Source organism: Micromonospora sp. WMMD964, assembly GCF_029581455.1.
In the GTDB taxonomy this organism is placed as follows: domain Bacteria; phylum Actinomycetota; class Actinomycetes; order Mycobacteriales; family Micromonosporaceae; genus Micromonospora.
In genome coordinates, this window is sequence record NZ_CP120860.1 from 6,013,984 (window position 1) to 6,031,815 (window position 17,832).

Below are 17,832 nucleotides of genomic sequence, written 5' to 3' on the forward strand. Positions count from 1 at the left end.
CGCTCCGCGCCGGGCGGCACGAAGTGGGGGCGCACTGTGCGAAGTTTCGCGATGTCGGCGCTGCGGGAGCCCCCGTTCTCCACGGGGCGCCATGGCGCCACGGAGCAGGTGGCGAGCGAGAGCGTCGAGTGGGCGCGCACGTTCGGGCTGGTCGATTCCAGCGAACGTGTGCGTCGACTGCAGGGAGCCGACGCCGCCGGGCTGTCCGGGCGGGCCTGCCCGGACGGCTCGATCGACGGGCTACGACTGCTCACCGACCTGATCAGCTGGCTCTTCGTGATGGACGACGCCTGCGACGAGGACGGCCTCGGCGCCGACCCGGCCCGGCTGGGTCCGGCGATCAGCACGCTGCTCGACGTGCTGGACCGCTACGGTGACCCGGATGTCCCACCGCCCGCCGTCGGGCCACTCGGTGACGCGCTACACGACCTGTGCCGCCGGATCCGACTGCACGACCATGCGGCCCTGCTGCTGCGCTTCGTCAGCCAGATGCGGGAGTACCTGCTGGCGCTGCTCTGGGAGGCGACCAACCGGGAGCGCCGGCGCGTGCCCGACGTGGCGGAGTACGTCCAACTGCGCCGGCACATCGGTGGGGTGCATCCCTGCCTCACGCTCACCGACCTGGCGTCGGCACGACCTCCCGGGTCGACCCAGCGCGCCGACCCGGCGCTGCTCGCCCTGGATCTGCTGGCGGTGGACCTGGTCTGCTGGTGCAACGACCTCTTCTCCTACGGCAAGGAGAGTCGGGCCGACCCGGACGCGCACAATCTGGTGACGGTGATCGCCCAGGACGGCGACGCCGACGAGCAGGCCGCGCTGCGGGCCGCGGCCAACCGGTTCAACCAGGGCCTGGCGGAGTATCTGGACGCCGAGGAGGCGCTGCTGTCCAGTGGCAACGACGAGGTACGTCTCGCGCTGGCCGCCCGGCGCAACTGGGTGCGGGCCACCTACGACTGGTCAGTCGTGGCTGCCCGGTACGCCTGATTCCGCAGTACCGGTCGGTGGCTTGGGACGGCCGGACGATCACCGGGGCTAGCCGATGCACGGTGGCAGGCAATACTCTTCGGTAACCATCATGACGTGACGCCCGTCACGCCACCACCCCCGAAGGCGGCTACAGCGATGGCTCTCGATGTACCGTACCGCTCCATCCCGGACATGTTCCTCAAGCGTGTGACGGCCACCCCCGACCGGAACGCGTTTGCGTCCCCGACCCCCGACGACGCGGGGCCTGCATGGCTGACCTGGGAGCAGGTCGGCCAGCGTGCCAAAGCGGTCGCCGCCGGCCTGCACGGCCTGGGCGTCGGCCAGGAGGACCCGGTCGCGATCCTCGCCAACACCCGGCTGGACTGGGTGATCGCCGACCTCGGCATCATGTGTGCCGGCGGCGCGACGACCACCGTCTACCCGACCACCGAGCCGGCCGACGCGACGTACATCATCGCCGACTCCGGGTCGAAGGTGCTCTTCGCGGAGAACCCCACCCAGGCCGCGAAGATCGCCGGCGCCGACCTGCCCGCGCTGACCCACGTGGTGCTCCTCGACGGTGCCGCCGACCCGACCGCCGCGATTCCGCAGTTGACGCTCGCCGAGTTGGAGGAACGCGGCACCCGCGCGCTGGCCGCCGAGCCGGATCTGATCGACATGCTGGTGGCCGGCATCGGTCCGGAGCACCTCGCCACGCTGATCTACACCTCCGGCACCACCGGTCGCCCCAAGGGCGTCGAGCTGCTGCACGGCGGCTGGTGCTGGGAGGCCGTGGCACAGGCCGAGGTCGGGCTGCTACGCGACGACGACCTGCAGTACCTGTGGCTGCCGCTGGCCCACTCGTTCGGCAAGACGCTGCTCTGCGGCGCCATCCACGTCGGCCTGCCCACCTACGTCGACGGGCGGGTGGAGAAGCTCGTCGACCTGCTGTCGGTGATCCGTCCGACGCTGATGTGCGGCGCGCCCCGGGTGTTCGAGAAGGTCTACAACCGGGCGGTGACCACCGCGCAGGGCGCGGGCGGCGCGAAGGCGAAGATCTTCGCCTGGGGGGTCCAGGTCGGTAAGGAGAAGGTCGCCCTGGAGCAGGCCGGAAAGCCGGTGCCGGGCGGGTTGAAGCTGCGCTACGGGCTGGCCGAGAAGCTGGTGTTCAGCAAGCTCCAGGCCCGCCTCGGCGGTCGGATGCGGGTGCTGGTGTCCGGCGCCGCCCCGCTGAGCCCCGAGATCGCCACCTTCTTCGCCGCGGCGAACCTGCCGATCAGCGAGGGCTACGGCCTGACCGAGACCAGCGCCGGCAACTTCGTCAACCCGCCCTCGGGGCTGCGGATCGGCACGGTGGGCCGGGCCATGGGTGACCTGGAGTGCCGGATCGACACCGACGGGGAGATCCTGGTGCGTGGTCGGCCGGTGATGCGCGGCTACCACAACCTGCCGGAGGAGACCGCAGCCGCGTTCACCGAGGACGGCTTCTTCCGCACCGGCGACATCGGCAGCCTCGACGAGCAGGGCTACCTGCGGATCACCGACCGCAAGAAGGACCTGGTCAAGACCTCGGGCGGCAAGTACATCGCACCGTCGCACATCGAGGGGATGTTCAAGGCCATCTGCCCGTACACCTCGCAGGCGGTCGTCGTCGGTCAGGCCCGCAACTTCTGCACGATGCTGGTGACGCTGGACCCGGACGCGATCCGGGGCTGGGTCGCCGGTGGGCCGCTGGAGGGGCGCAGCTACGGCGAGATCGTCGCGTCGCCGGAGGCCCGGGCGATGGTCGAGGAGTACGTCGCCCAGCTCAACGCGAAGCTCAACCGCTGGGAGACGATCAAGAAGGTGGCCATCCTGCCGCGCGATCTGACGATCGAGGACGGCGAGATCACCCCGTCGCTCAAGATCAAGCGTCGTGGTGTGGAGAGCAACTTCGCCGCCCAGATCGAGGAGATGTACGCGGGCACGCTCGCCGAGCTGTGAGGGGTGGCCGACGGCCCCGTACCCGGGCGGGTACGGGGCCGTCGGCCTTCGGCGCGGCACTGCTGCGGCCGTCGACCTTCGGCGTCCGGGCTCAGGCGATGACGGTGGGCTCGCGCCACCGTTGCCGGCCGGTCCGGTCCAGGTCGTAGCGGACCGCCGCGATCCGCCCCACCGCCTCCACCAGGTCCGCGGCGGGCAGGGTGAACGGCAGCCGCAGGAACCGTTCCAGGGTGCCGTCCAGGCCGAACCGGGGGCCGGGTGCCAGTCGTACGCCGACCTCCTCGGCGGCCCGGGCCAACGCGCTGGAGACCGGGCCGTCCAACTCGGCCCAGAGCGTCACGCCGCCCCGGGGCACGGTCACCCGCCAGTCCGGCAACCGTTGCGCCAGCGCGCCGAGCAGGGCGTCGCGTTGGGCGGCCAATGTGACGCGTCGGTCGGTGACGATCGCGTCAGCGTGGGCGAGCAGGTGCACCGCCACCAGTTGGTCCAGCACCGGGCTGGCCATGTCCACCCCGACCCGCACGGCGGCCAGCCGCTGCACCTGCGGCGCGGAGGCGCGCACCCAGCCGATCCGCAGACCACCCCAGTAGGGCTTGCTCATCCCGCCGATGCTGATCACGCGGCTGTGCCGGTCGTACACGCCGACCGGTGGTGGCACCTCGGTGCCGTCCAGCGGCAGGTCCACGAAGGATTCGTCGACGACCAGGTCGGTGCCCACCGCGTGGGCGGCGGCCACCACCCGCTCGCGGAGCGCGGCGGGCATCAGGTGCCCGGTCGGGTTCTGGAACTCCGGAATCAGGTAGGCCAGCTTGGGCCGGGTCTGCCGGAGGCCGCCCAGCAGCAGGTCGGAATCCCAGCCGTCGGCGGCCAGACCGTGGGTGGTGATCCGGGCCCGTCGCCCGGCCAGCGCGGCGAGCGCGTTGGGGTAGGTCGGGGACTCGACCAGCACACTGCCACCCGGGGCCAGGGCGAGGCGCAGCACCAAGTCCAGGGCGTGCTGGGTGCCGCTGGTGACCATGATCTGGTCGGCCGACGTGGGCAGCCCCCGGGCGGTGTACCCGTCGGCCACCGCCTCGCGCAGCTCGATGATGCCGGTCGGGTGGTAACCGGCTCCGCCCAGGTAGCGGGGCAGGTCCTCGGCGGCGGCCCGGGCCGCGTCCAGCAGTTGCGGTGGGGCGGCCGGTGCGGCGGCGCCGAGGTCGATCATGTCCTGGTCGTCGAGCGGGGTCCACAGGCCGGTGCTGGCGACCCGGTGGTTGCCGGGCAGCATCGTCCAGCTACCCGCGCCCCGGCGGCTGGCCAGGTGCCCGGTCTCGCGCAGGTGCCGGTACGCGGCGGTGACCGTGGTCCGGCTGATCCGCAGCGCCTCGGCCAACTCCCGTTCCGCGGGGAGGCGGACGCCCAGCGGCAGGCGACCGTCGGCGAGCAGACCGCGCACCGCACCGGCCAGGGCGGCGTAGTCGGGGCTGCGTCGGCGGCCCGGGAGGGCATGCCACTGCCCGAGCAGGCGAGCCAATTGGACTCCTCGCACCTGACCAGTCATGCCACTCCCCCGATATTGGCTTCTTCTACGACGAGGATTGGCACCTAGGGTGGCATGCATGGCATTGCTTGGCAATCTGCGGCACCGGCCGGTTCGACGGTTGGTCCAGCTCTACCTCGGGCTCGGCCTGTACGGCGTCAGCATGGCCCTGATGGTCCGCTCCGACCTGGGCCTCGACCCGTGGGACGTGTTTCACCAGGGCCTCTCCAAGCTGACGGGGCTCTCGTTCGGCACCGTCACCATCGGCGTCGGCGCGCTGGTGCTGCTGCTCTGGATCCCACTGCGGCAACGGCCCGGCCTCGGCACGGTCAGCAACGTCGTGGTGATCGGCCTGGTCGTGGATGCCACTCTGGCCCTGCTGCCCGCCGGTGGTCCGCTCGGCGTCCGGCTGGCACTGCTGATCAGCGGGATCGTCGCCAACGGTGCCGCCACCGGCCTCTACCTCGGCGCCCGGCTGGGCCCCGGCCCCCGGGACGGGCTGATGACCGGCTTCGTGGCCCGTCGGCCCGGCTGGTCGATCCGGCTGGTGCGCACCGCCATCGAGGTCACCGTGCTGGCGCTGGGCTGGCTGCTCGGCGGCACCGTCGGCCTGGGCACCATCGCGTACGCGCTGGCCATCGGCCCGTTGGCGCAGTTCTTCATCCCGCTGTTCGCCGTGCCCGAGGCCGCGCCCGAGCAGGCCGCAGCGGCCGACGACGCGCCCGACAGGGCCGCAACGGCCGATCCGGCACCCGGCGACACCGCACCGGTCGCCCCCACCGGCTGAACTCTCACCGACCGTTCGCGAGCCGACACGCGGTGGTGCTCCACAGTGTTCAGATGGAGGGTGGGTGTTCCCTTCCGGGACGCGCGCCGTCATCATCTCCTCATGGGGGAGAACGGTTGGCGCTGGACGGACGCCTGGATCTTCGTGTCGCTGGTGATCGCGAGCGGTGCCGGTCGGCACCGTCGGTCGGCGACGAGCAGACGGCCGGAGGGCGTCCGCCTGACCGACGTGCTCTCCACCGCTGACCACCTCAACCACACGATCCCGCAGCGGCACGAGGTGGAAGCCGCGGTCCAGCGGCTGGTCGGCGCCGGGCTGGTCAGCGTCGCCGACGGCTGGTTCCGGATCACCGCAGAGGGTGAGCAGCTCTGGCGTACCCGCCCGCGGGCGGGTGTGGCGACCATGGTGGACACGGTGCAGGGGGTGCTGACCCGTCGACACGCGCCCGGCAGCGCCGACTGGAACCTGGACGAGGCCGACCACGCGGCGGCCGTCCAGGAGTACGCGGTTCGGTCCATCCCGACGCCCCGCCGATCCCCGGAGGGGCACTCCGGAGGGCACTGAACGGCTCAGCGCACCGGGTGACCGCTGTCGCGCAACGCATCCTTGACCTGCGCCACCGTCAGCTCGCCGAAGTGGAAGACGCTGGCGGCGAGCACCGCGTCCGCCCCGGCGCCGATCGCGGGCGGAAAGTGGGCCACCTCGCCGGCACCGCCACTGGCCACCACCGGCACGTCCACCACCGCTCGTACCGCGGCGATCAGCTCCAGGTCGAAGCCGGCCTTGGTGCCGTCGGCGTCCATCGAGTTGAGCAGGATCTCTCCCGCGCCCAGCTCGGCGCTCCGGGCCGCCCACCGCACGGCGTCCATCCCGGTGCCGCGCCGGCCGCCATGGGTGGTGACCTCGAAGCCGCTGGTCGTCACACCGTCCGGGGCCCGGCGTACGTCGAGGGAGAGCACGAGCACCTGCCGGCCGAACCGGTCGGCGATCTCGGCGATCAGCTCCGGACGGGCGATCGCGGCGGTGTTCACGCCCACCTTGTCCGCCCCGGCACGCAGCAGGGTGTCCACGTCGGCGACCTGCCGGACCCCACCGCCGACGGTCAGCGGGATGAACACCGACTCGGCGGTACGACGCACCACGTCGAGCATGGTGCCCCGGTCGCTCGACGACGCGGTGACGTCGAGGAAGGTCAGCTCGTCCGCGCCCGCCCGGTCGTACGCGGCGGCCAACTCCACCGGGTCGCCGGCGTCACGCAGGTCGAGGAAGTTGACGCCCTTGACCACCCGTCCGGCATCCACGTCCAGACAGGGGATCACCCGTACCGCCACGGTCATGCCGCGAGCCTATCTCCCGCGTGCGGCACGGCGGTCGACCCGTTCGGGTCGAGCGCCGTGCCGCGCTTGCGGGTTGATCCTCTCCGTTTCGCCAAAGTTGGGGTATCCCTGGCGCTTGGATACCGCCATATCGGCGAGCTCGAGTGGATCAAGGGGTGTCGTGGAACCGAGGTGGGCGTCACACGCGGACGAGCATCTTGCCCAGGTTCTCGCCGCGCAGGAGGCCGAGGAAGGCCGCCGGAGCGTTCTCGATGCCGTCCACGATCGTCTCGTCGTAGGACAGCGTGCCGTCGCGCAGCCAACCGGCGACGTCGCGGACGAACGCCGGACGCACGGCGTTGTGGTCGTTGACCAGGAAGCCGCGCAGGGTGAGCCGCTTACCGATGACCAGCGCCAGGTTGCGCGGGGCGGCCGGCGGCTCGGTGTCGTTGTACTGCGCGATCATGCCGCAGATGGCGACCCGGCCGTGCAGGTTCATGGCGGAGATCGCCGCCTCCAGGTGGTCGCCGCCGACGTTGTCGAAGTACACGTCGACGCCGTCCGGGGCCGCCGTCCGCAGCGAGTCGCGGACCGGCCCGTCGTGGTAGTCGAAGGCGGCGTCGAAGCCCAGGGCCCGCAGCCGCTCGACCTTGGCCGCCGACCCGGCACTGCCGACGACCCGCCCGGCGCCCTTGAGCTTGGCGATCTGGCCGACCAGACTGCCGACCGCCCCGGCCGCGGCGGAGACGAACACCGTCTCGCCGGGCTTCATCGCGGCCACCTCAAGCAGCCCGGCGTACGCGGTCAGCCCGGTCATGCCCAGCACGCTCAGGTACGCGCTGACCGGGGCGATGCTCGGGTCGACCGGCCGGGCGGCGGTGGCGTCGAGCAGCGCGTACTCCCGCCAGCCCAGCCCGTGCAGGACGGTGGCCCCGACGGCGATGTCCGCCGCCGCACTGGCCACCACCTCGCCGATCGCGGCGCCGTCGAGCGGCGCGTCGAGGGCGAACGGCGCGACGTACGACTTGACGTCGTTCATCCGTCCCCGCATGTACGGGTCGACGGACAGGTACTGGTTACGGACCACGATCTGGCCCGGCCCCGGCGTCGGGACGTCGGTCTCGACGAGCCGGAAATTGTCGTCGGTGGGCCAGCCCTCGGGGCGGCTGGCCAGGTGGATCTCACGGTTGCTGGTCACGGGGTGGTCGTCCTCTCGTCCGCGGTGGGTTGCCTGGGGGCGCGGGTCAGGCCGCCAGGGCCTCGCGGACGGTCAGGGCGACGTCGATGTTGCCGCGGGTGGCGTTCGAGTAGGGGCAGACCTGGTGGGCCTGCTCGACCAACTGCTCGGCGACCTCGCGGGGCACGGCGGGCAGGTCGACGACGAGCTGCACGGTGAGCCCGAAGCCGCCGCTGCCGTTCGGGCCGATGCCCACCTCGGCGGCGACCACGGAGCCGGTCACGTCTGCCTTGGCCCGACGGGCCACCACCCGAAGCGCGCTGTGGAAGCAGGCCGCGTAGCCGGCGGCGAAGAGCTGCTCCGGGTTGGCCGCGCCACCGGCGCCACCCATCTCCTTCGGCACGGCCAGGTCGAGCGCGAGGGTGCCGTCGGAGGTCTCGACGTGGCCGTCCCGGCCGTCGCCGCTGGCGGTCGCTGACGCGGTGTAGAGGACCTGCATGATGGTCACTGCTCCTTCTGTCGGTGGATGGTGTCGGCGACCTGGGTGAGAGTGTCGCGCAGCGCGACCAACTCGGCGACGCCCAGCCCGGTGGCCTGGGCGACGCACATCGGGACGTGGTCGACCTGTCGGCGCAGGGCGCGGCCCTGCTCGGTGAGGCCCACCTCGACCCGCCGCTCGTCGTGGGCCGACCGTCGGCGGACCACCAGCCCCGCCCCCTCCAGCCGCTTGAGCAGCGGGGAGAGCGTGCCGGAGTCCAGCCGCAGCTCGGTGCCCAGCTCGGACACCGTGCGGGGGTCGTCGGGGCGCTCCCAGAGCACCAGCAGCACCAGGTACTGCGGGTAGGTCAACCCGAACTCGTCGAGGATCGGCCGGTAGACGTCGGTCAGGGCGCGCGACGCGCTGTAGAGCGCGAAGCACACCTGCCGGCGCAGCACCAGGTCATCGGTCACGGTTGAACCGTAGTCCACAATTAAGTTGTGCACAACCTAATCGGGCCGACCGTGGCTCGGCCGGGCACACCCTCAGCGATCGCCGAGGTACGCCTCCAACTCCACCTCGACCAGGTGCTCCGGGTCCAACAGACCGGCCACCACCACCAGGGTCGCCGCCGGCCGGACCGCTCCGAAGACCGCGTTGTGCGCCCGGCCCACCTCGTCCGCGTGCCGCCGGTCGGTCACGTACATCCTGGTCCGCACCACGTCACCCGGCTCCACGCCGACCTCGGCCAACGCGTCCAGGCCGATCCGCAGCGCCTGCGCGGTCTGCGCGGCGGCGTCACCGACGTGCACCACCCGACCGTCGACAGTCGCCGTGCAGCCGGCCGTCCAGGCCCGGTCACCGGCCCGGACCACCCGGGAATAGCCGTAGCTCTGCTCCCAGGGGCCACCCGATCCCAACCGGGTGACGGTCACGCCTCGGCCAGGGTCCGCAGCGCCTCGGACACCGTGAAGGCGCCCGCGTAGAGCGCCTTACCGGCGATCACGCCCTCCACCCCCACCGACTCCAGGGTCGCCAACGCCCGCAGGTCGTCCAGCGTGGACACCCCACCGGAGGCGATCACCGGCCGGTCGGTACGAGCACACACCTCACGCAGCAGGTCCAGGTTCGGCCCGCGCATCGTGCCGTCCTTGGTGATGTCGGTGACCACGTACCGACTCCCACCCGCCTTGTCCAACCGCTCCAGCACCTCGTACAGGTCGCCGCCGTCGCGGGTCCAACCCCGCGCGGACAGGGTCCGACCCCGCACGTCCAACCCGATGGCCACCCGGTCGCCGTACTCGCCGACGACCCGGTCACACCACACCGGGTCCTCCAGGGCGGCCGTGCCGATGTTCACCCGGGCCGCACCGGTGCCCAACGCCGCGCGCAACGACTCGTCGTCGCGGATGCCACCCGACAGCTCCACCTTCACGTCCAACTGGCGCACCACCTCGGCGAGCAGGTGCGCGTTGGTGCCCCGCCCGAACGCCGCGTCCAGGTCGACCAGGTGGATCCACTCCGCGCCGTCCCGCTGCCAGGCGAGCGCCGCGTCCAACGGGTCGCCGTAGACGCTCTCGCTTCCGAGGGCGCCCTGCACGAGCCGGACGGCCCGGCCGTCGGCGACATCCACGGCGGGTAACAGGGTCAGGCTCAACGTCTTCTCCTCGATCAGCTACGACGGTCCAGGGCGATCACCACGATCGCCGGCAGTACGAGCAGCAAGAGCACGATCAACGCGACACGCAACGCCACATTGTCGACGAACGTCCAGATCAGAATCAGCGCCGCGCCGGTGAGCAGTACGATCGCCGCCCGCTCACCCCGGGTGTGCCGGGCCAGCCGACCCGAGCGCCCCCGTCGCACCTGCGGCGTCAACCGACGCACCACAGCGCGTCGGCGCTGCCGGCGAGCCACCTTCCGCTGCCGGACCGCCCGCTCCCTGGCCTGCTCCGCCTCCCGCTCCGCCCTCCGGCGGGCCCGCTCCCGGCTCACCGCGACGCCCCCGCGTCGGGCACCGGGCGACGACGCTCAACCACCGCTGGGCAACGTGGCGAGCCAGTTGCGCAGCAGCGCGGCACCGGTGTCAGCGGACTTCTCCGGGTGGAACTGGGCCGCCGAGAGCGGGCCGCGCTCCACCGCGGCGACGAAATCCACGTCGTGGTGGGCGGTGGTCACGGTGGCACCGGCAGCGGCCAGCGCCACCGGATCCCCCACCGCGTACGAGTGGACGAAGTAGAACCGGCTCTGCTCCGGCAACCCGCCGAAGAGCACCGACTCCCCCGGCGCCCGGACCGTGTTCCAGCCCATGTGCGGCAGCCGCCGGGCGGCCAACCGGGTCACGCCACCGGGCAGCAACCCGAGCCCCTTGGACACCACACCGTGCTCCTCGCCGTACTCGAAGAGCACCTGCATGCCCACGCAGATCCCCAGCACCGGTCGGCCCGCCGCCACCCGCTCGGCGATCACCGGGCCGGCGCCCAACGCCTCGATCCCGGCCATGCACGCCGCGTACGCGCCCACCCCCGGCACCACCAGGCCATCCGCGGCGGCCGCCGACGACAGGTCGTCGGTCACCCGCACGTCCGCTCCGGCGGCGGCCAACGCCCGCTCCGCCGACCGCAGGTTGCCCGAGCCGTAGTCGAGCACCACCACGTCGCTCATGCGTCAGACCCCGGCAACAGCCACAACACCCCACCGACCGTGGCGAGCACCGCGAGCAACGCGGTGACGCCCACCACGCCCTTCGACGCGCCCTGGCGGTACAGCGACCACACGCCACCCACCAACACCCCGGCCAAAATCAACAACAACGTCGGCAACACGGCGCCCATCAGAGCCACCCGCCATTCGCGACTGCGGGGCTCCGCTCCGCTGCACTCCTCGCGCTCATCAGTTCCACCCGCCATTCGCGACTGCGGGGCTCCGCTCCGCTGCACTCCTCGCGCTCATCAGTTCCACCCGCCATTCGCGACTGCGGGGCTCCGCTCCGCTGCACTCCTCGCGCTCATCAGAGCGCACCCTTCGTGCTGGGGATCGCACCGGCCGCGCGCGGGTCGATCGAGGTGGCCTCGCGCAACGCCCGGGAGACCGCCTTGAACTGCGCCTCCACCACGTGGTGCGCGTCCGGGTGACCGCCCGGCCGGGCCGCCCGCAGCACGTCGACGTGCAGCGTGACCCGGGCCGCCTGCCCGAAGGACTCCCAGATGTGCCGGGTCATGCTCGTCGCGTACACCGGCCCGATGTACGGGGCCAGAACCGGCTCGTCGTGCACCACGTACGGCCGACCGGAGAGGTCCACCGCGGCCCGGACCAGCACCTCGTCCATCGGCACGGTCGCCGAACCGTACCGTCGGATGCCCGCCTTGTCGCCCAATGCCTGGTCGAACGCGGCGCCCAGGGCGAGCGCGGTGTCCTCGATCGTGTGGTGCGCGTCGATCTCCAGGTCACCCACCGTGCGCACGGTCAGGTCGAAACCGCCGTGCCGGGCGATCTGGTGCAGCATGTGGTCGTAGAAGCCCACGCCGGTGCTGATCTCGGCGGCGCCGGTGCCGTCGAGGTCGATCTCGACGAGGACCTTGGTCTCCTTGGTGATCCGCTCCACCCGGGCGGTCCGGCTCATCGCTTGCCTCTCGATCGCGACTGCGGGGCTCGCAAGCTCACTCCTCGCGCTCCCACGTGACTGTCTCCATTGCGGTAAGGAAGGCGTCGGTCTCGGCGGCGGTGCCCGCGGTCACCCGCAGCCAACCGGGCAGACCGACGTCCCGGACCAGCACGCCCTGGGCCAGCAGGGCCTTCCAGACGGTGGCCTGGTCGCCGCCCACCTCGAAGAGCACGAAGTTGGCGTCACTGTCGGCGACCCGCAACCCGCGCTCGCGCAACGTCGCCACGATCCGGTCCCGCTGCGCCATGATCGCGCTCACCGTACCGAGAAGGGCGTCGCGGTGGGTCACCGCCGCCCGCGCGGCGGCCTGGGTGAGTGCGGACAGGTGGTACGGCAGTCGGACGAGCTGCACCGCCTCCACCACCGCCGGGTCGGCGGCCAGGTAACCCAGCCGCCCACCGGCGAAGCCGAACGCCTTGCTCATCGTGCGGCTGACCACCAGCCGGGGGTGGCCGGGCAGCACCGCGAGGGCACTGACCGTCCCGGGGCGGGCGAACTCGGCGTACGCCTCGTCGACCACCACCATGCCCGGCGCGACGTCGAGCACCGCGGCGATCACCGCCGGATCGAGTGCCGTGCCGGTGGGGTTGTTCGGCGAGCAGAGGAAGACCACGTCCGGCTGGTGCTCGCGGACCTGGGCGACCGCCTCCTCGGCGGTCAACCCGAAGTCGACGCCACGCACGGCGGGCACCCACCGGGTGCCGGTGCCCAGCGCCAACAGCGGGTGCATCGAGTACGCCGGAACGAAGCCGAGAGCGCTGCGCCCCGGCCCACCGAACGCCTGGAGCAACTGCTGCTGGATCTCGTTGGAGCCGTTGGCCGCCCACACCTGCTCGACGGTGAGCCCGTGACCGAGATATTCGGCCAGGTCGGCGCGGAGCGCCACCGCGTCCCGGTCCGGGTAGCGGTTCAACTCACGCAGTTCGGCCGCGAGCGCCTTGCCGATCGCCTCGACCACCGGCTCCGGCACCGGGTAGGAGTTCTCGTTGGTGTTGAGCCGCACCGGCACGTCCAACTGCGGCGCCCCGTACGGCGACAGCCCCCGCAGGTCATCGCGGATCGGCAGGTCGTCAAGGCTGCTCATGCCGCCTCCCCGTTTCGCGAGAAGGCGGCACGAGACACCAGACGACCGAGCCGGCCGGTCCGCTCGCTGCGCTCGCTCACGCCGCCCCCTCCGGGAAGCGCGCCTGGACCGCCTGGCCGTGCGCGGGCAGGTCCTCGACCGTCGCCAGGGTGACCACGTGCGGGGCCACGTCCCGCAGCGCGGCCTCGGTGTACTCGATCAGGTGCACGCCGCGCAGGAACGACTGCACCGACAGACCGGAGGAGTGCCGGGCGCAGCCGCCGGTGGGCAGCACGTGGTTGGACCCGGCGCAGTAGTCGCCGAGCGACACCGGCGACCAGGCGCCCACGAAGATCGCCCCGGCGTTGCGTACCCGCAGCGCCCACTCCCGGGCGTCGGCCGTCTGGATCTCCAGGTGCTCGGCCGCGTACGCGTCGACCACCCGCAGCCCCGCCTCCAGGTCGTCGACGAGCACCACGCCGCTCTGCTCGCCGGTCAGCGCGGTGGTCACCCGCTCGGCGTGCTTGGTCGCCGGCACCTGCCGGGCCAGCTCCCGCTCGACCGCCTCGACCAGCGTCGGCGACGGGGTGACCAGCACGCTCGCGGCCAGCGGGTCGTGCTCGGCCTGACTGATCAGGTCGGCGGCCACGTGCGCCGGGTCGGCCGTGTCGTCGGCCAGGATGGCGATCTCGGTCGGCCCGGCCTCGGCGTCGATGCCGACCACGCCCCGCAGCAACCGCTTGGCGGCGGTCACCCAGATGTTGCCCGGGCCGGTGATCAGATCGACCGGGTCGCACCGCAGCTCACCCGCGGGGTCGACCGCCGCGCCGTACGCCAGCATCGCCACCGCCTGGGCGCCGCCCACGGCGTACACCTCGTCGACGCCGAGCAGCGCGCACGCGGCGAGCACCCGGGCGTCGGGCAGACCACCGTTGTCCTTCTGCGGCGGGCTCACCACCACCAGTGACCGCACGCCCGCCGCCTGAGCGGGGACGACGTTCATCACCACCGTCGACGGGTACATCGCCAGGCCGCCGGGCACGTAGAGACCGACCCGGTCGACCGGCAGCCACCGCTCGGTGACAGTGCCACCGGGCACCACCTGCGTGACGTGGTCGGTGCGCCGCTGGTCGGCGTGCACCCGACGGGCCCGGCTGATCGACTCCAGGAGCGCGGCGCGCACAGCCGGGTCGAGCACCCCCTCGGCCTCGGTGATGGCCTCGACCGGCACCCGCAGCACCTCCGGGGAGATGCCGTCGAACCGCTCGCTGGCCTCCCGGATCGCCGGGTAACCATGCTCGCGGACCGCCTCCACCAGCGGTCGGATCCGCTCGACGGCGACCGACACGTCGAGCTGGGCACGGGGCAGCAGGCGGCGCGGGTCTCCGAGACCGTTGCGCAGGTCGATCCGGTTCAGCACCCTTGCGAGTCTAGGCGGCCCGCCCGCGACGCACCCCAGCCGCCCGTACGCCGGGACGGTGAGCCGGGCCACGCCCACCGGGGCGAGATTGGTTAGGCTCGACCATGTGACCGCACGGCTGCCGGTGTTCCCGCTCGCAACGGTGCTCTTTCCCGGGCTGGTGCTGCCGCTGCACATCTTCGAGGAGCGCTACCGGGCGCTGGTCCGACACCTCGTCGACCTGCCCGAGGGTGCGCCCCGCGAGTTCGGTGTGGTGGCCATCCAGGCCGGGTGGGAGGTCGCGCCCGCCGGTCCCGGCGCCCGCGCGACGTCGGGCGTCGGCGACGTCACCCTGCACGAGGTGGGCTGCACCGCCGAGCTGCGCCAGGTGACCGAGCTGGCCGACGGTGGCTTCGACATCGTCACGGTCGGCCGTCGCCGTTTCCGGATCGCCGAGGTCGACGACGACGCGGCTCCCTACCTGACCGCCGACGTCGAGTGGCTGCCCGACCCGTCCGGGCCGGACGAGGTCGCCGACCTGTTGGCCGCCCGGGTGATCGCGGTGTTCCGGCAGTACCTGGGGCTGATCCGCCCCGACCCGGAGGAGATCTCCGAGCAACTGCCGGAGGACCCGACCGTGCTGTCGCATCTGGTGGCGGCGACCGCGGCGCTCACCGTCGACGACCGGCAACGGCTGCTGGCCATCGACGACACCGCCGCGCGGCTCCGCGCCGAGCTGCGACTGCTCAACCGCGAGGCGGCTCTGCTGCGTCAGGTGCGGGCGGTTCCGGTGCCGTTGGCGGAACTGGCGTCCCCGCCGACACCCAACTGAGCCCCGGCTCGGGCTCCGGGCGCAGGCCCGGCCACCGCGACCAGCCGGCCAGCAGGGTGTACGTGATCGCGGCGCCGAACGCCGGCAACAGCAGGTTGCCGTGGGGCACCGGCAGGACACCGAGCAACCAGTCGACCCCACCGGCCCGAAGGTCGGCGGGTTTGGTGAACGACTGCCCGACCGGGGCGGTGTCCAGCAGCCGGTCGAAGGTGGCCAGGCCGATCCGCCGTCCCACCTGCCAGGCCACCGGCGCGGCGGCCAACGCGCCGAGGACGGCGGCGAGCAGCCCGACCGGGCCGCGCCGACGTCGCAGCACGAACCACAGGGCGAGCGCCACCAGCAACCCGAAGGCCAGCCCGAGCAGACTGAACCATCCGTCGGCGGCGATGGGCTGCTCGGGTTGCGGGTCGGCGTAGATCGCCCCCTCGGCGGTCTTGAGCACCGGCGTGTCCGGCGCGAACGCGGCCCAGACCAGCCCGAACGGGACACCCAGGACGGCCACGGCGAGCACACTGGCCAGCACCGTCGCCACGGTGCGCGCCGGACGACGCGGCTCGTCGAAGGTCAACTCCAACGAACTCTGGTACGCGGCCGAGGCGGGGGCGTCACCCGGACCGTCCCCGTGCGGCGGCGTGAGTGGGTGGGCGTCCGACTGCGCACCGGCCTCCGGCTGCGGCCCGGCCTCCGGCTGTGACCCGGGCGGCTGCTCCGCCTGCGGCGGCGCTCCGGCCCCCTGCTCGGTCTGCGGTGAGTCCGCGCTCGGTGTGCGGGATGGCGCGGGTCGGTCGGGCTCGTCGACGGGCCGCGTGGGGTCGGGGTTGTCCGGGCTCACCCGATGATCCTCTCAGGCCCGGTGGACGGCTGGGGCTCCGGTGGCGGCAGACCGGCTCACCGGGCGAAGGGCTCCACCATCATCGCCGCCGCCCGCAACCACGCCTGCCGGGTCTCCGGCTGGAGCTGGTGGTATTCGATGGAAGCCCCGGTCTCCAGCGCCGGGTCGTAGGGCACCACGGCCACCCCACGGGTGCGGGTGGCGAAGTGCCTCTCCAGGTCGTCCTGCAGCGGCGAGCGACCCGGAGTCGGGCAGGAGATGAGGGTGACGGCGTTGTCCGCCAACTCGCCCATGCCCTCCTCGTGCAGCAGGTCGAGCATCCAGTCCGCGCTGAACGCCGCGTCCTCCCGCGGCACCGTGGTCACCACCAACTGGTCGGCGGCCTGCATCACGGTGCGCCAGTTGGGGCTCTCCACGTTGTTGCCGGTGTCGACGCAGACCACGTCGTGGGTGCGCCGCAGCAACTCCAACACCCGCCGGACGGTGAACTGGTCCAGTCGTTGGGCGAAGCGCGGGCTCTCCTCGCCGGCCAGCACGTCGTACGAGCCGTCGGAGGCGTGCCGCAGGTAGTCGTCCAGCCGACCCAGCAGGGTGTCGCCCTCGAGGATCTCGATCTGGGCCAGGTCGGTGACGAGGTGCCGGATCGTCCGGGCGTGCCGGGCGCTGCCGGCCCGCAGCCCGAGGGTGCCGCGCAGCTCGTTGTCGTCCCAGGCCAGCACGCCCTGCCCCCGCACACTGCCGACGGTGGCCGCGGCGAGCACGGTGGCGGTGGTCTTGTGCACCCCGCCCTTGGGGTTGGCGAAGGCGAGCACCCGGGGCGTGCCCAGATCCCGCCGGAGCACCCCGTTGGCTCGTTCCTGCTCCTGGTCGACGCCCTGCGGGCGCCACTCGATCCGGGCCGGGTAGGCACGTTCGACGACCGCCGAGCCGACCGACGGGGCCGGCGGCGGGACCGGTGGTGGCACGACCGGCGCGGCGGGTGGCGCTGCGACCGGCGGGGGCGACGGCACGGCGACCGGATAACCGGTCTCCGGCTGGTAGCCGGTCTCCAGCAGGGCGTACCGCGACTCCACCGGCGGGTCGTTCGGCCGGTAGCCGTTGTCCAGCAACGCGTACCGCGACTGACCGGGGTCGGGAACGGCCGGCGGCGGCTCGGGTTCGGTCCGGTACGTCGGCTCGGCCCGGTAGTCCGGCTCGGCCCGGTAACCGGGCTCGGTCCGGTACGTCGGCTCGGCCCGGTAGTCCGGCTCAGCCCGGTAACCGGGCTCGGACCGGTAACCCGGCTCCGCCCGATAGCCCGGGTCGGGGCGATAGGTCGGCTCGGCGCGGTACGCGGGCTCCGCCCGATAGTCCGGCTCGGACCGGAAGCCGGGCTCGGACCGGTAACCCGGCTCCGTCCGGTACGCCGGGTCCGACCGGTAGTCCGGCTCAGCCCGGTACGCGGGGTCCGCCCGGTAACCCGGCTCGGCCCGGTAGGCGGGGTCGACGCGGTAGGTCGCCTCGGCCCGGTAGTCGGGCTCCGCGCCGTACGACAGATCGGCTGGATGCCCGATGGCCGGTGCCCGCCCGGCGTAGCCGTTGGGGGCCGCGCGCCGTGGCAGCGGGTCCGGCGGCGCGTCGTCGGCACGCCGGTCCGGCTCGGTCTGTTCCGCGCCGCGACCGCCCAGCCGGGCGCGGTCCAACAACGCACGCCACCGCGGCGCTGGTTCGGCCGGCCGGCCCCAGCCGGTCTCACTGCCCTCCACGGCCCGCCCTCCCAGCGCCATCGATCTCCGTCTGACAGGCTACGAACCAAACCCTATTCGGACCACAC

At 72.7% G+C, this 17,832-nt stretch carries 20 protein-coding genes; 5 read left to right on the forward strand and 15 right to left on the reverse strand.

Annotated features, from left to right (window positions below):
- Window positions 1-108: 108 nt before the first annotated feature.
- Together O7616_RS27300 and O7616_RS27305 are read left to right on the forward strand one after the other, a co-directional pair.
- The gene (locus tag O7616_RS27300; RefSeq protein WP_282304614.1) at window positions 109-984 is read left to right on the forward strand and encodes a terpene synthase; all 876 of its coding nucleotides are present in this window, start codon (window positions 109-111) and stop codon (window positions 982-984) included.
- Between the two features lie 138 nt (window positions 985-1,122).
- A complete protein-coding gene (locus tag O7616_RS27305; RefSeq protein ID WP_282304615.1) occupies window positions 1,123-2,949 on the forward strand; it encodes a long-chain fatty acid--CoA ligase in 1,827 nt (608 codons plus the stop codon).
- Window positions 2,950-3,040: 91 nt separating this feature from the next.
- Here O7616_RS27305 and O7616_RS27310 read toward each other — a convergent pair whose 3' ends face one another.
- Entirely contained in the window at window positions 3,041-4,492 is a 1,452-nt protein-coding gene (locus O7616_RS27310) for a PLP-dependent aminotransferase family protein (RefSeq protein ID WP_282304616.1), read from the reverse strand.
- Window positions 4,493-4,550: 58 nt separating this feature from the next.
- Between O7616_RS27310 and O7616_RS27315 the strand changes: the two genes are divergently transcribed.
- Window positions 4,551-5,258 (forward strand): hypothetical protein, encoded by a 708-nt coding sequence (locus O7616_RS27315; protein WP_282304617.1) that lies wholly within the window; start codon window positions 4,551-4,553, stop codon window positions 5,256-5,258.
- A gap of 102 nt (window positions 5,259-5,360) precedes the next feature.
- Window positions 5,361-5,822 (forward strand): hypothetical protein, encoded by a 462-nt coding sequence (locus O7616_RS27320; RefSeq protein WP_282257619.1) that lies wholly within the window; start codon window positions 5,361-5,363, stop codon window positions 5,820-5,822.
- Between the two features lie 5 nt (window positions 5,823-5,827).
- On the opposite strand, the gene hisF is transcribed toward O7616_RS27320, so the two are convergent.
- The 12 genes from hisF to hisD form a co-directional block, all read right to left on the reverse strand.
- Entirely contained in the window at window positions 5,828-6,595 is a 768-nt protein-coding gene (gene hisF / locus O7616_RS27325) for an imidazole glycerol phosphate synthase subunit HisF (RefSeq protein ID WP_282304618.1), read from the reverse strand.
- Window positions 6,596-6,773: 178 nt separating this feature from the next.
- Window positions 6,774-7,772: an NADP-dependent oxidoreductase gene (locus tag O7616_RS27330; protein ID WP_282304619.1), complete on the reverse strand. Its 999-nt coding sequence runs from the start codon at window positions 7,770-7,772 to the stop codon at window positions 6,774-6,776.
- 46 nt (window positions 7,773-7,818) lie between these two features.
- Window positions 7,819-8,250, reverse strand: coding sequence for an organic hydroperoxide resistance protein (locus tag O7616_RS27335; RefSeq protein WP_282307742.1), 432 nt, complete (start codon window positions 8,248-8,250; stop codon window positions 7,819-7,821).
- A 5-nt stretch (window positions 8,251-8,255) separates the two neighbouring features.
- Entirely contained in the window at window positions 8,256-8,702 is a 447-nt protein-coding gene (locus O7616_RS27340; protein WP_282304620.1) for a MarR family transcriptional regulator, read from the reverse strand.
- 72 nt (window positions 8,703-8,774) lie between these two features.
- Window positions 8,775-9,164, reverse strand: a complete 390-nt coding sequence (locus O7616_RS27345) for a RidA family protein (protein ID WP_282304621.1) — start codon at window positions 9,162-9,164, stop codon at window positions 8,775-8,777.
- Window positions 9,161-9,886: a bifunctional 1-(5-phosphoribosyl)-5-((5-phosphoribosylamino)methylideneamino)imidazole-4-carboxamide isomerase/phosphoribosylanthranilate isomerase PriA gene (gene priA, locus O7616_RS27350; RefSeq protein ID WP_282304622.1), complete on the reverse strand. Its 726-nt coding sequence runs from the start codon at window positions 9,884-9,886 to the stop codon at window positions 9,161-9,163. Before priA ends, O7616_RS27345 begins: the two co-directional genes overlap by 4 nt.
- A gap of 14 nt (window positions 9,887-9,900) precedes the next feature.
- Window positions 9,901-10,224, reverse strand: coding sequence for a hypothetical protein (locus tag O7616_RS27355; protein ID WP_282257610.1), 324 nt, complete (start codon window positions 10,222-10,224; stop codon window positions 9,901-9,903).
- A gap of 36 nt (window positions 10,225-10,260) precedes the next feature.
- A complete protein-coding gene (gene hisH / locus O7616_RS27360; protein WP_282304623.1) occupies window positions 10,261-10,893 on the reverse strand; it encodes an imidazole glycerol phosphate synthase subunit HisH in 633 nt (210 codons plus the stop codon).
- A complete protein-coding gene (locus O7616_RS27365) occupies window positions 10,890-11,063 on the reverse strand; it encodes a hypothetical protein (RefSeq protein WP_282257607.1) in 174 nt (57 codons plus the stop codon). The genes hisH and O7616_RS27365 overlap by 4 nt, the downstream gene beginning before the upstream one ends.
- Before the next feature lie 176 nt (window positions 11,064-11,239).
- Window positions 11,240-11,851, reverse strand: a complete 612-nt coding sequence (gene hisB / locus O7616_RS27370) for an imidazoleglycerol-phosphate dehydratase HisB (RefSeq protein ID WP_145779744.1) — start codon at window positions 11,849-11,851, stop codon at window positions 11,240-11,242.
- 37 nt (window positions 11,852-11,888) lie between these two features.
- Entirely contained in the window at window positions 11,889-12,977 is a 1,089-nt protein-coding gene (locus O7616_RS27375) for a histidinol-phosphate transaminase (protein ID WP_282304624.1), read from the reverse strand.
- 76 nt (window positions 12,978-13,053) lie between these two features.
- A complete protein-coding gene (gene hisD / locus O7616_RS27380; RefSeq protein WP_282304625.1) occupies window positions 13,054-14,376 on the reverse strand; it encodes a histidinol dehydrogenase in 1,323 nt (440 codons plus the stop codon).
- A gap of 106 nt (window positions 14,377-14,482) precedes the next feature.
- Here hisD and O7616_RS27385 point away from each other — a divergent pair, with 106 nt between their 5' ends.
- Window positions 14,483-15,187, forward strand: a complete 705-nt coding sequence (locus O7616_RS27385; protein WP_282304626.1) for an LON peptidase substrate-binding domain-containing protein — start codon at window positions 14,483-14,485, stop codon at window positions 15,185-15,187.
- On the opposite strand, the gene O7616_RS31195 is transcribed toward O7616_RS27385, so the two are convergent.
- Both O7616_RS31195 and O7616_RS27395 read right to left on the reverse strand, forming a co-directional pair.
- A complete protein-coding gene (locus tag O7616_RS31195) occupies window positions 15,102-16,019 on the reverse strand; it encodes a DUF2567 domain-containing protein (protein WP_348773839.1) in 918 nt (305 codons plus the stop codon). The two genes, O7616_RS27385 and O7616_RS31195, sit on opposite strands and share 86 nt — an antisense overlap.
- Before the next feature lie 56 nt (window positions 16,020-16,075).
- Entirely contained in the window at window positions 16,076-17,785 is a 1,710-nt protein-coding gene (locus O7616_RS27395; protein ID WP_282304627.1) for an ATPase, read from the reverse strand.
- Window positions 17,786-17,832: the final 47 nt, after the last annotated feature.

Excerpts from the sequence above, each read along its gene's own strand:
- hisF (WP_282304618.1), bottom strand. The coding sequence starts at position 6,595 with ATGACCGTGGCGGTACGGGTGATCCCCTGTCTGGACGTGGATGCCGGA.
- hisH (WP_282304623.1), bottom strand. The coding sequence starts at position 10,893 with ATGAGCGACGTGGTGGTGCTCGACTACGGCTCGGGCAACCTGCGGTCG.
- O7616_RS27320 (WP_282257619.1), top strand. The coding sequence starts at position 5,361 with ATGGGGGAGAACGGTTGGCGCTGGACGGACGCCTGGATCTTCGTGTCG.
- O7616_RS27305 (WP_282304615.1), top strand. The coding sequence starts at position 1,123 with ATGGCTCTCGATGTACCGTACCGCTCCATCCCGGACATGTTCCTCAAG.
- O7616_RS27310 (WP_282304616.1), bottom strand. The coding sequence starts at position 4,492 with ATGACTGGTCAGGTGCGAGGAGTCCAATTGGCTCGCCTGCTCGGGCAG.
- O7616_RS27315 (WP_282304617.1), top strand. The coding sequence starts at position 4,551 with ATGGCATTGCTTGGCAATCTGCGGCACCGGCCGGTTCGACGGTTGGTC.
- O7616_RS27365 (WP_282257607.1), bottom strand. The coding sequence starts at position 11,063 with ATGGGCGCCGTGTTGCCGACGTTGTTGTTGATTTTGGCCGGGGTGTTG.
- O7616_RS27375 (WP_282304624.1), bottom strand. The coding sequence starts at position 12,977 with ATGAGCAGCCTTGACGACCTGCCGATCCGCGATGACCTGCGGGGGCTG.
- hisB (WP_145779744.1), bottom strand. The coding sequence starts at position 11,851 with ATGAGCCGGACCGCCCGGGTGGAGCGGATCACCAAGGAGACCAAGGTC.
- O7616_RS27335 (WP_282307742.1), bottom strand. The coding sequence starts at position 8,250 with ATGCAGGTCCTCTACACCGCGTCAGCGACCGCCAGCGGCGACGGCCGG.
- O7616_RS27395 (WP_282304627.1), bottom strand. The coding sequence starts at position 17,785 with ATGGCGCTGGGAGGGCGGGCCGTGGAGGGCAGTGAGACCGGCTGGGGC.